This window comes from Flavobacterium sp. MMS24-S5 (assembly GCF_050320125.1).
Taxonomy (GTDB): domain Bacteria; phylum Bacteroidota; class Bacteroidia; order Flavobacteriales; family Flavobacteriaceae; genus Flavobacterium; species Flavobacterium tyrosinilyticum.
On record NZ_CP190016.1, the window covers coordinates 2,462,602 to 2,475,866 of the forward strand.

The 13,265-nt window shown below is 35.1% G+C and carries 9 protein-coding genes; 4 read left to right on the forward strand and 5 right to left on the reverse strand.

The features are described from left to right. Positions 1-189 precede the first annotated feature (189 nt). From ACPWTF_RS11470 to ACPWTF_RS11490, 5 genes are all read right to left on the reverse strand, one after another. Positions 190-2,676, reverse strand: coding sequence for a glycoside hydrolase family 2 TIM barrel-domain containing protein (locus ACPWTF_RS11470; RefSeq protein ID WP_427875519.1), 2,487 nt, complete (start codon positions 2,674-2,676; stop codon positions 190-192). 137 nt (positions 2,677-2,813) lie between these two features. Continuing rightward, positions 2,814-3,683 (reverse strand): hypothetical protein, encoded by an 870-nt coding sequence (locus tag ACPWTF_RS11475; RefSeq protein WP_427875520.1) that lies wholly within the window; start codon positions 3,681-3,683, stop codon positions 2,814-2,816. Positions 3,684-3,701: 18 nt separating this feature from the next. Next, positions 3,702-4,622, reverse strand: a complete 921-nt coding sequence (locus tag ACPWTF_RS11480; RefSeq protein ID WP_427875521.1) for a RagB/SusD family nutrient uptake outer membrane protein — start codon at positions 4,620-4,622, stop codon at positions 3,702-3,704. Beyond that, entirely contained in the window at positions 4,615-5,283 is a 669-nt protein-coding gene (locus ACPWTF_RS11485) for a RagB/SusD family nutrient uptake outer membrane protein (RefSeq protein ID WP_427875522.1), read from the reverse strand. The genes ACPWTF_RS11480 and ACPWTF_RS11485 overlap by 8 nt, the downstream gene beginning before the upstream one ends. 12 nt (positions 5,284-5,295) lie before the next feature. Continuing rightward, complete coding sequence (locus ACPWTF_RS11490) at positions 5,296-8,385, reverse strand: SusC/RagA family TonB-linked outer membrane protein (RefSeq protein ID WP_427875523.1); 3,090 nt, start codon at positions 8,383-8,385, stop codon at positions 5,296-5,298. A gap of 609 nt (positions 8,386-8,994) precedes the next feature. Here ACPWTF_RS11490 and ACPWTF_RS11495 point away from each other — a divergent pair. The 4 genes from ACPWTF_RS11495 (at position 8,995) to ACPWTF_RS11510 (ending at position 13,263) form a co-directional block, all read left to right on the forward strand. Beyond that, complete coding sequence (locus ACPWTF_RS11495; protein WP_250834845.1) at positions 8,995-9,711, forward strand: NUDIX hydrolase; 717 nt, start codon at positions 8,995-8,997, stop codon at positions 9,709-9,711. Positions 9,712-9,746: 35 nt separating this feature from the next. Next, positions 9,747-10,448, forward strand: coding sequence for an NUDIX hydrolase (locus ACPWTF_RS11500; RefSeq protein WP_095928469.1), 702 nt, complete (start codon positions 9,747-9,749; stop codon positions 10,446-10,448). Positions 10,449-10,610: 162 nt separating this feature from the next. Continuing rightward, the gene (lepA, locus tag ACPWTF_RS11505; protein ID WP_095928470.1) at positions 10,611-12,407 is read left to right on the forward strand and encodes a translation elongation factor 4; all 1,797 of its coding nucleotides are present in this window, start codon (positions 10,611-10,613) and stop codon (positions 12,405-12,407) included. Between the two features lie 238 nt (positions 12,408-12,645). After that, complete coding sequence (locus ACPWTF_RS11510; protein WP_250834843.1) at positions 12,646-13,263, forward strand: outer membrane beta-barrel protein; 618 nt, start codon at positions 12,646-12,648, stop codon at positions 13,261-13,263. The last annotated feature ends 2 nt before the right edge of the window (positions 13,264-13,265 follow it).

Sequence of the window (13,265 nt, forward strand, 5' to 3'; positions counted from 1 at the left end):
TCGAAAGGATTTTTTTCTTTTTTCTTTTCACGCAGATTTAGCAGATCATGCAGATTTAAATCTTTTTAATCATTTTATCTGTTGCTATCTTTTTACAGAGATTTGCAAAAATAAATCTGCATGATCTGCGAGAGCATAAAAATCTTTTTAATCCTTTTAATCTGTGGCTATATTTAAAATTTCAAAAATTTATTCTGTTGTAATTACAATTGTAGCTTGTTTTAAGCCATTCGCTTTAGCGGTTAATTCTAATCTTCCAGATTGATCGCCAGATTGTACAATAACCAAACATTTTCCAGCCAAAGCGGTGTGTTTATTTCCTTTATACGATTCATGGCTAACTGGATCTCCGCTACAAACTCCAACGATTTTTCCATTTCCTTTTAAAGAGAAATTAATTTCGTTATTCGCATTTGGTGCAATCGTTCCTTTATCATCTAAAATATCAACTGTAATAAATGACAAATCGTTTTTATCTGCTTTAATCGTGCTTCTGTCCGCAGTCAGTTTTAATTGAGAAGGATTGCCAGCGGTTTTGATTTCTTTTTCTAAAACCACTTTTCCATCTTTACGAGAAATGGCTTTTAAAGTTCCAGCTTCAAAAGGAATTCGCCACATTACGTGTAAATCGTCTCCTTTTTTACTTCTCTTTCCAACCGATTTTCCGTTTACGAAAAGCTCCACCTCATCAGCTTTATTGTAGTATGCCCAAACATCAACTGTTTGACCTGGTTTCCAGTTCCAATGCGGGAAAATGTGCAAAACCGTTTTGTCTGTCCATTCGCTTTGGTACATATAATACACGTCTTTCGGGAAACCGGCTAAATCGACAATTCCGAAATATGAACTTACTGATGGCCATTCGTAAGGCGTTGGTTCTCCGATATAATCGAAACCTGTCCAAACGTACATTCCTGTCAAGAAATCGTGTTTTTTAATGATTTTCCAAGTCGCTTCGTGTGTAGATCCCCAAGGTGTCTGAACCTGATCGTAAGCCGAAACGGTATTTCCTGGATTTCCTTCTGTAAATTTAAGATCCCATCTTACTGGCCATTTTTTTATAGTGTCTGAAACGGCATCGTAATATCCTCTTGTCTGTAAACCCGAAGTGGTTTCAGTTGCGATGAAAGGTGTATTTGGGAAATTCTTTAAATGATGTTCAAATGTTTGATGTGCATAATTGTATCCGATTAAATCTAAAACTCCAGATCCTGCAAGCGGATTAATCGAAACATCTTTTTTCTCAAATTGCAAAGTCACGGCATCAATATTCATGTTTACTGGCGGATTCATTCCTGCAGTCAACGGACGTGTTTTGTCATATTGACGCGTAATTGCGGCCAATTCTTTCGCAATTTCAACACCTGTTTCACTCCATTGCTCTGGAATTTCATTACCAATACTCCACATAAAAATACTCGCATGATTTCGATCGCGTAACAATTGATCGATTAGATCTTGTTTGTGCCATTTGTCCCAATCGTTTCCGTAATCGTATTTGGTTTTAGTCTGTTTCCACATATCAAAAGCTTCATCCATGACAATGAAACCCATTTTGTCACATAGCTCTAAAAGTTCTGTAGCAGGCGGATTGTGAGAAGTTCTGATTCCGTTTACCCCCATTTCTTTCAAGATTTCTAACTGGCGTTCGATTGCACGCGTGTTGATTGCAGAACCTAACGGACCTAAATCGTGATGCATACAAACTCCTTTTATTTTGACTTGTTTTCCATTCAAAATAAAACCTTTGTTCAAATCGAATTTAAAATCTCTGATTCCGAAAGTGGTTTTGTATTGATCGATGATTTTATCGTCAAACGAAATTTCGGTAACTGCTGTGTACAATTCTGGGTTTTCATCTGACCATAAAATCGGGTTTTCAATTTCTGTCGATTGATTCAGTGTTTGATTTTCGCTGGCATTGATTGTTATATCTTGAGTAACGGATGTTACTTTTTTGTCTTCTTTAAAAATAGTGGTTGTTACCGTTGCTTTTTTACTTGCTGCATATTGATTTTTAATTGTCGTTTCAATACTTACAGAAGCTTTTTCGGTCGTAACTTTTGAAGTTGTAATATAAGTTCCCCATTGTCCCACATGAAGTTTATCTGTGGTTTCAATCCAGACATTTCTAAAAATTCCTGAACCCGAATACCAGCGTGAATTGGGTTGTTTTGAATTGTCAACCTTAACAATTATTTCGTTGTTTTTGTCTCCGTAATTTAAATAAGGTGACATGTCATATTGAAAACCAATATATCCGTTTGGACGTTTTCCTAAATAATGACCGTTTATCCAGACTTCGCTGTTTCTGTAAACACCGTCAAAAGTGATTGAAGTAATTTTTGTGCTGTCTTCTGCAGCTACTTTGAATGTTTTTTTGTACCAGCCTAAACCGCCATTTAGAGATCCTCCGCCATAACCGCCAGGACTTTTTTCATCAAATTTTCCTTCGATGCTCCAATCGTGAGGAACGTCTAAAGTTCTCCATTTTGTCGAAGTTCCTATAGTGTCTTTATCAATAATGCTATCGTTAAGATGAAAACTCCAATCTGCATTAAAAGAAACTTTTCGGTTTACAAATGCATCTTCTTTTTTTGCACAAGAATTCAAGAAAAGAACTCCGGCTGCAACTGCCCATAAACTTATGTTTTTTATGTTTTTAATAATATGCATGGGTACTTTTTTGTTTTTTGGAATTTGAAGATAGAAATAAAAATCGATTTCATTTATTCCTACCCAAAATAATTTAAGTCTCAGTCTTAAAGCACATTATAAATGTATTTAAAACTGAGACTTCAAAACTAACTAACTTATGATTTTGGAACTAAATGATAGATCAAATAATCATTATCTGCTCTAATAGCTATAAAACATAAACTTTTATCAGTAAGTTCAACAATTTTTACATTGGTGAAACTAAATGATGGACTAAAGTAACTTGGTTCATTTGGATGAAGCATTTCTGTTCCTCCATTAAACGAAATTCTATCATTTGTTTCGCCAGCTGTAAGACTAAAATTGAATGTTCCTACTTTGGTTGTTTTTTGTGTATTCCCTAAAGCTGGGTTGGTTTGTGTTACCGAAACATTATAACCTCCATTAAGATCAAATGTAATTTCTCCCCAATCTTTATTTTCTAGACCAGCCCAAGAAATATCTGTAAGATTTGGCCACCAACCTGGTCCACTTACTTCTCTGTTTACATAACTAGGAGTGTTTCCAATAAATTCCAATGGAGCAGTCATATACAAAACCCAAGTTTTTCCAGCTTGTCCGTTGGTCAATTTTTCCCATCTTGGATCACTAAAGAAAGCATCATCATTCTCTGGAACTTCTACCGTTACTGGCGCCGCTTCTACAGATCCGCCTCTAACAAACGCTGTATAGTAAATAGTATACTTTCCTGCAAAAGGGAAATTTACTTTATCGTCACTTTTGTTAGAATGTCCAAGTTCATTTCCGTTTCCATCAACATATCTCCAAAATGGAATTACAGTTGGATCATCATTCTTTAAAACTACTTCATTCTTTTTTGCTGCATTTTGAGTTATCGAGAACTCGAGTGTTTCTGGAGTAAGCGTTACTGCTGGAAGGCTTTCACGATCCTCAGTTGCTTCACAAGAAAATAAAAACGAACTGATAGTTACAGCCGCTAATATTATATATAATATACGTTTCATAATCAATTTGTTTAAATGTTAATTCCAACCTGGATTTTGTTGAATAGTACCATTTGAAAGTACTATCTGCGACTGTGGCAATGCAAACCAACCAAGAGTTTCTGGTCTAAAAGTAACTGCAAACTGAGAATCTCCAGCTGTGTTATCAATAGCGGCTTTCATTGCTGGCATACCTTGTCTGATTAAATCAAAATAACGTAATCCTTCTAATGCCAATTCTAGACGACGCTCTTCCATAATAACTGCTTTAGTTACAGGAATTCTATGCGTAGTACTCTTGAAAGCACGGTCACGAACTCGGTCTAAATCTGCTTGTGCTAAAGCTGCATTTCCTTCCAAATTTAATTCGGCAGCCATTAATAAAACATCGGCAAAACGAATAATAGCATAATCCTGATAGTTATCAATTTGGAAGTTTCCTCCATTTGCTTCAACAACTGCTGTTCCTGCCGCATTAGTAATTGGACAGTATTTTTTCCAAGAATATCCTGTGTATTGACGTTGTTCTCTAGCCTGTGGATCAAAATTTAAACCTTCTCCAACATAATCAATAAATGATGCTGCTTTTCTACTATCGCCAGATTCGTATGCTTGAACCAATTTTGGATTCACTGTTGCTCCTCCCCATCCTGTTGCATATTTTCCAATTGAACCTCCACGCGGAGCAATGTTTACTTGAAAACGGTTTCCTTCGTGAAGATCCCAGTTTCCTTTTCCTGAACCGTTAAAACGTACAGCCCAAACCATTTCTGTATTATCTTCTCCAGCAAAGTTTTCGAAAGAAGCAGCTAACCAAAGATTAGCAAAATCAGCAACTAGTCCGTGGCCACTGTTGTTTACAGCATCATTAATATAGGTTACAGCTTGCGCTTTGGTAACTACACCTGCTAAATCTGTTTTACTATAAGCTCCTGTGTAAAACAAAAATGTTCTAGCCAAATACGCTTCTGCTGCCCATTTTGTAATACGTCCGTAGTTTGCATTTCCTGCTTGTGAGTAATTTTCTGGTCAGTAAGTTATCTGCTGCAAATTTTAAATCGTTTGCAATTAAAGCATAAGTAACTTCTGGCGCTTGTCTTGGCAATTCAAATTCGCTTGTTGTTACAGTATGGTCTAGCGGAACAATATCTCCAAACATTTTTGCCGCTTGGAAATGAAAGTGCGCTCTTAAGAAACGAGCTTCTGCTTCGTAACGTGTTTTCAAAGCGGTATTAGATCCCCAGTTTACTTTGTCTAAGTTTTCTAATAAAACGTTAGCTCTGTAAATACCAAGATAAGAGTTTGTCCATGTTAGAGCGTTCATATCTTTATCTGTAGTATATTGAAAGCGGTCCCACTGCAAATCTACTGTTGGATCTGCAATACCGAATCCTCCAAAACAGTTGTCAGATGCCTGCTCACTTACGATCAATTGCGTACCGTAAGCTTCTCTTTGCAATACGTCATAAACTGCCACTAAACCTTCAAAAGCATCAGATGGAGTTTTATAGAAATTCTCCGTTACTTTATCTGTATATGGTTCGTTTTCTAAAAAATCTTCCGAGCAAGAGCCTAAAACAAGTAAGCTTGAAAGAGCAAATAATTTTATATATGTTTTCATCGTTTTCAAAAATTAAAAGTTAACATTCAGACCCATTAAATAGGTTCTTGGCTGAGGATAATATCCAACATCAATACCTTTAGCCCAAGACTGATTTACGTTTCCGAAACCAATTTCTGGATCCATTCCCTTGTACTTTGTGAATGTATAAATGTTATTTCCTGCAACATACAATCTGAATTTACTGAAGAAACTAAGTTTTGTTGTCAGCTTTGTTAAATCACATCCGATTGTAGCATTTTTAATTCTGAAGAAATCTGAGTCCTGAATATACAAATCAGAGAATTTAGTATAGTTACCATTATCATCTGTTCCGTATGTAACTCTCGGAATTCTGTTAGAAGTTCCTTCAGTTGTCCATCTTCCTAATACCTCTGTAGTGTTGTTTGTGTAAGCACGAGTATAATCATGAACTCCAAAAACGTTTTGTCCTCCAGCGATACCGTAAGTATTAATAGAGAAATCAAAAGCTTTGTATGATAATTCTAAGTTAACCCCGTAATTAATATCTGGATTTGGATCACCAATTTGAGTTTTATCGTTTGCATCGATTTTTCCGTCACCGTTTAAGTCTACGAAACGAACGTCTCCTGGCTGTGCATTTGGCTGAACACCTGCTGCAACTTCAGTAGCATTTTGGAAAATTCCGTCTGTTTTTAATCCGTAGAAATAACCCATTGGTCTTCCAACCTCAACACGGTTCATCTCGTCTAAACCTTGGAATAAAACGTTTGATTCTCCGTGAATGATTCCTTCATTATTAGCAATTTTCAACACTTCGTTTTGATTACGAGAAAGGTTTGCATTGATAGCAAAATTCCAGTCTTTTCCAAAACGTGTACGGTAAGATAAACCAATTTCAAAACCTTTATTGCTTACGTCTCCACCATTAATGTAAGGTGCAGTTGCTCCAGCATAAGTTGGGATAGAGGCCAATACTAACCAATCTTTGGTTTTCTTGTCATAGTAATCAAAAGTTAAAGTGAAGTTGGTGAACAACGTAGCATCAAAACCTAAATCTAACTGCTCAGAAGTTTCCCATTTTAAGTTACGGTTTGCTAATTGGTCTGGGCTTGAACCTACTAAAAGAGTTTCGTCACCAGTTCCGAAATGATATGTTTTGTCTGTAGAATTTACAGTTGACATATAAGCAAATCTTCTAGCAAATTGGTCGTTACCATTTTGTCCCCAGCTTGCTCTTAATTTGAATGTATTTAAAACTTTGTTTTCTTTGAAGAAAGCTTCTTTATCTAAATTCCATCCTGCAGAGAACGATGGAAAAATAGCGTATTTGTTATCTGGACCAAATTCTGATGAACCGTCACGACGAACTGTTGCAGAGAATAAGTATTTATTGTTATAATCGTACAATAAACGTCCGAAGTAAGACTGAATCGCATAATCTTTACGATTTCCTTTTACCACATTTGATGTCGGATCTTTTGCATTATCTAAATAAGCATGCTCGAAATCATCAAAAATTAAGTTTCTTCCTTGCCCTTCCATGTAATCAGAAGTATTCTTTTTAGCAGAAGTACCCACTAACACATCAAAATTATGAGAATCGGCAATGTTGAATTTGTATTGAAGTGTATTCTCAAAAATCCATCCTAACGATTTTGTCGCGCTTTGAGTTACGCTAGAAACTGTATTATTATCATTTGAAGAAAGCGAATAAACTGGTCTGAAAGAACGGTAATTGCTATCTGTCATATCAACACCATAACTAGTTCTGAAAGTAAAGTTTTTTGCAAATTTTAATTCCGCAAAAATGTTACCTACATAACGATTTGTTTTAGTTTGATTAAAGTTGTTGTAGTATAAAGATCCAACTGGGTTGCTGATATCTTGAGAAATAATAGAACGTGCAAAATCTCCATTTTCGTCATAAGCCTGATCAATTGGAGCAGCATTTAAGAAAGATCTAATTGCGTTGCTGTAGATACCATCATCTGCAACACCACTAGATTTGATATTTGATAAAGTGAAGTTTTCACCAATTTTCAAATATCCTTTAATAACTTCAGAAGTCGAGTTTACTGAAAAAGTAACACGATCATATTGAGATTGGTTAGTAGATCCTCCAATCATACCTTCTTGTCCGTAGTAAGATAAACCAGTTGCAATAGTAGATTTTTCGTCACCACCCGTAATTAAAAGAGAGTGATTTTGTTTCATTGCACCTTCGTTGAATAAATCTTTCTGCCAGTCATGGTCAGGAAATGCAGCAATTTGCTCTTTAGTATATAATGGCGCATATCCAGAATTTACACGAGCCTCGTTCATTATTGTTGTATACTCTTGCGTATTCATCAAATCCAGTTTTTTAGCAATTTGCTGAAAACCTGTATAAGAACTGAAAGACACATTCATTTTACCATCTTTTCCTTTTTTCGTTGTAACCAAGATAACTCCATTTGCTGCTCTTGCTCCGTAGATAGAAGCTGCAGAAGCATCTTTCAAAACGTCAACCCTTTCAATTACCGAAGGATCAAGGTATCCAATTCCATTATCCACTACTACACCATCAACCACATAAAGCGGATCACTGTTTCCTGCTGTACCTGCTCCACGAATATTTACCACCATATTCGCACCTGGCTGTCCAGAAGATGAAGTTACCGAAACCCCAGAAGCTTGACCTTGTAAAGCATTTACAACATCAAGACTCGCAACCTGCTGAATGTCTTTTCCAGACACCAAAGAAGTTGCTGCAGTATTTACTTTCTTCTTTTGAGTACCGTAACCGATTACTACAATTTCTTTAAGTTCTGAAGTTTCTGGATTCAAAACGACATTGATAACTTTTTGAGTTCCAACCGTGATATTCTGCGATTTGAAACCTACAAAAGTGATTACCAAAACATCTCCTGTTTTAGCCTCCACTTTATATTTTCCATCAAAATCGGTAACAGTACTCGATTTTGTTCCCTGTACTTGTACAGTTGCTCCTGGAACTCCAAATCCGTCTTCGGAAGAGGTAATTGTCCCACTTACAGTTTTGGATTCTTGAGCAAATCCAAACTGCATCATAAATACGCTAAGCAGCACCGCCATAAAATATGGAAGCTTTGTTGTTTTAATACAATTTTTGCTTTTCATAATAAGAATTGATTAAGTTTAAGTTATAGTTAGTGTTTCTTACCCTAAGAGAAATCTGGAAAACTTCCCAAGCAGGTCATGCCAAAAATGAGGCCTGAATCTCTTTTCCAACATTTAGTACTTGCAGACTATAAACAACTTTAAAATCGATTCTTTGGGCAAAATCTGATGATGGTAATCTCATCAAAAAGCGATTTAAATCAATTTCTAAAAAAAACATTTGTGGTAAGTTTAAGTTAAGTGTAGTTTTGTTCTTTTTTACTTATAGTCAATTTGAATTTATCTTATGGTAAATTTGACTACAAGTGTAAAACAAATTTTCTATATTAACAAAATATTAGGGTTATTTTTTTTCGATTCTGATTAATACTAATTCATTTTTATTAATGTTGTAAAATCTGAACAAGAATTGAAATAAAAAATATAAAAAAATCAACGTTTTATAAAATTGACAATCAGTCGTTTAAGAATTAATTTAAAAAGAACCCTTTTTTAGCACATTTTTAAACGACTGATTATCAAAATTTTGTTTCGTTAAAAAAAATATAAGGCTTTCAAAAAGGTTAATAATGATTTTATTTATTTAATTTGTCAAAATTTATCTCATATATGGTTGAAAATGTAGACGACAAAACTGCTTTAAAAAATGAAAACAGTGCGATGAATGCCATCACAATTGACTGTGTCATTTTTGGATTTGACAAAGGCAGTCTTGAAGTACTTTTGGTACAACACGCCGAAGGTATCAGTAAAGGAAAGTGGGGGCTTCCAGGTGGATGGATTTATAAAAAAGAAAGCACAGACAGTGCCGCTCATCGGTTATTGAATGAGCTTACAGGTCTTGACAATATTTACCTAGAACAGTTGAAAGCATTTGGAGATCCAGATCGTTTTCCGTTGCGACGCGTTATTACGATTGGGTATTATGCTCTTGTAAAAAGAGAAGATTATAACATTAAAGCAGGTTTTACGGCTTCTGATGCGAAATGGTATAAAATCAATGAAATTCCAGATTTGATTTATGACCATAACGAAATTCTTGATTACAGCATAAAACATCTTAGAAATAAAGTTCGCCAGACACCGATTGGTTTTAATTTATTGCCAGAGAAATTCACTTTATTGCAGTTAATGCATTTGTATGGAGAAATTTTAGGAATCGAAATGGACAAACCCAACTTTAGAAGAAAAATTCTTCATATGAAACTGCTGGTTGCCTTAGACGAAAAGCAGCAGGATGTATCACACAGAGCCGCTCAACTGTACAAGTTTGATCCAGAAATCTATGAAAAACTCACTGAAAAAGGATTCAATTTTGAGTTCTAATTTTCAATACACAATACTAACACGACAACAACAAATTGACTGAAATAACTACTAACCAACACAAACCAGCAGTAGACGGAATCACGATTGACTGTGTTTTCTTCGGATTTAACAAAGAGAGCCTCGAAGTGCTCTTGGTACAGCACGCCGAAGGAGAAAGTAAAGGCAAATGGGGACTTCTTGGCGGATGGCTTCAAATAGACGAAAGTGCAGATAATGCTGCCCAACGAATTTTACAGGAACTTACTGGTCTCGAAAACATCTATTTGGAACAATTAAAAGCCTTTACAAATCCGCAGCGTGTTCTAGAAAGACGTGTGGTTACTATTGGTTATTATACTTTGGTCAATAGAGAAGATTATAACATTAAGGCCAGTTTAAAGGTTTTTGAAGCAAAGTGGTTCAAGATAAACGAAATTCCTGAACTGATTTTTGACCATAACGAAATTCTTGATTTCAGTTTATTGCAATTGCGAAATAGAGTTCGTCAAGCTCCTATTGGTTTTAACCTTCTTCCAGAAAAATTTACGCTATTGCAATTAATGCATTTGTACGAAGAAATTTTAGGAATCGAATTGGATAAATCTAATTTTAGACGAAAAGTGCTTCACATGAAACTACTGACTGCATTGGACGAAAAGCAAAAAGATGTTTCGCACAGAGCGGCCAAACTTTATAAATTTGACCCCGAAATGTATAAGAAATTAACAGAAAAAGGATTCAATTTTGAATTTTAATATCAATTTTGATTCTTTCCAATCAACTATCCAACATCAAGATTCCAGAATCCAAAACTTTGCGCTATCTTTGCGCCTTAATAACATGCTTTAAAGCAATTGCTTTAGGCCGTTTTACACCCAAAAAATACTAAAACTCGTTATAGAGAACTGATATATAAAATGAAGAAGATACGTAACTTTTGCATTATTGCACACATTGACCACGGTAAAAGTACATTGGCGGACAGATTACTAGGCGCAACACAAACCGTTACAGCTCGTGAAGAAAAAGCACAATTGCTTGACAACATGGATCTGGAGCGCGAGCGTGGAATTACCATTAAGAGTCATGCCATCCAGATGGAATACAAATACAAGGGTGAAGAATATATCTTAAACTTAATTGATACTCCTGGGCACGTTGACTTTTCATACGAAGTTTCAAGATCAATCGCTGCCTGCGAAGGTGCGCTTTTGATTGTTGATGCTGCTCAAAGTATTCAAGCACAAACGATTTCAAACTTATACTTAGCTCTTGAAAACGACTTAGAAATTATCCCAGTTTTAAACAAGGTCGATTTGCCAAGTGCTAATCCAGAAGAAGTTAGTGATGATATTATAGATTTACTAGGATGTAAATTAGAAGATATTATTCACGCATCAGGAAAAACTGGTTTTGGTGTTGAGAACATTCTTGCCGCTATTATCGAAAAAATTCCTGCTCCAAAAGGAAATCCAGAAGAACCATTACAAGCTTTAATTTTTGACTCGGTTTACAATCCGTTCCGCGGAATTGAAGTAATCTTTAGAGTTGTAAATGGTGAAATAAAAAAAGGCCAGAAAATTAAATTCATGGCTACAGACAACGAATATTTTGCTGACGAAATTGGAACTTTAAAATTAAATCAAGTTCCTAAAAATGTAGTTTCGGCAGGAGATGTTGGTTATTTGATTTCTGGAATTAAAGAAGCTCGTGAAGTAAAAGTTGGTGATACGATTACAGATGCAAAAGTACCAACTACCAATATGATTACTGGTTTTGAGGATGTAAAACCAATGGTATTTGCTGGTATTTATCCTGTTGACACAGAAGATTACGAAGATTTACGTTCTTCAATGGAAAAATTACAATTGAATGATGCTTCATTAGTTTTTACTCCTGAAAGTTCTGCGGCATTAGGGTTTGGTTTCCGTTGTGGATTCTTAGGAATGCTTCACATGGAAATTATCCAGGAACGTTTAGAGCGTGAGTTCGACATGACTGTAATTACTACAGTTCCTAACGTTTCGTATTTGGCTTACACCAAAAAACATCCTGAAACAGCGTTAATTGTAAACAACCCTTCAGATTTACCAGAGCCTTCAAAACTGGACAGAGTTGAAGAGCCATATATTAAAGCTACTATCATTACAAAATCTGACTTTGTTGGAAACGTAATGAGTTTATGTATCGAAAAACGTGGTTTAATTACCAACCAAACTTATTTAACAACAGAACGTGTTGAATTGAATTTTGACATGCCTTTGGCAGAAATTGTATTCGATTTTTACGATCGTTTAAAAACAGTTTCTAAAGGTTATGCTTCTTTCGATTACTCTCCTATCGGAATGAGAACTTCGAAATTGGTTAAATTGGACGTTCTTTTGAATGCTCAAACAGTTGATGCGCTTTCTGCATTGATCCACGAAGACAACGCTTACAATATCGGTAAAAAAATGACCGAGAAATTACGCGAATTGATCCCAAGACAGCAATTCGACATTCCGATTCAGGCTGCAATTGGAGCAAAAATCATCGCTCGTGAAACGATTAAGGCACTTCGTAAAGACGTTACCGCAAAATGTTATGGTGGAGATATTTCGCGTAAGCGTAAACTGCTTGAAAAACAGAAAAAGGGTAAAAAACGTATGCGTCAAGTAGGAAACGTTGAGATTCCGCAAGAAGCATTTATGGCTGTTTTGAAATTGAATGACTAGTTTTTTTAGATAAAAGAGTAAAGAACAAAGAATATAGATTAGACCCGATAACGAAAGTTGTCGGGTTTTTTGTTTCAGATTACGTTTTTTTAATTGAAATTAAAACAAGTAAAAACTTACTAATTTATATAAATATTAACCTAATAAATTGTTTTTTAACGCTTTCAACTAAACTTAAGGTTTTTTAAAAACAGTAAATGTATTTTTAATCTTACAAACAATTAAATTTTTTAAGATTATGAAAACTAAATTATCAGTTATTTTAGCCCTTTTTACCTTTTGTTTTGCAAACGCACAAGAAGATCAAGCTGAAGCTGAAATGAATTCTGCAAAAGGTGTGACTTTTCAACAAGGAGATATGTTTCTTGAAGGTTCTATTAAAATTAGTACAGGCGGTGACGCAGATTACTATGGCTTTAGTCCAAAGTTTGGCTATTTGTTAAATGATAAATTTGCAGTTGGAGCCAAATTAAATTACTCAAGTAATAAAGTAGAAACTACTCAGATAGAAACTAATGTTTTTGGAGTTGGCGCTTTTGCTCGTTATTATTTCTTGGAGTTAGACAAAAAACGTTTTAAAACTTATGCTGAAGTTGGTTTGGGTTATGGAAGAAACAAAACTGAAGCTCCTCTAGTTGGCAGCGATACAGACAATAGCTTAACAGCTGACATCAATGTTGGATTAAATTATTTTGTGACTAAAAATATTGCAGTAACTTTTGTTCTAGCAAATGTTTTGGCTTACAATAGCGTATCTCCAGAAAATGGTCCATCATCTGATACTTTTCAATTAAACATCAACTTATTTGAAAACATTTTCAATCAACCTCAATTTGGAGTTTTGTATAGATTTTAATT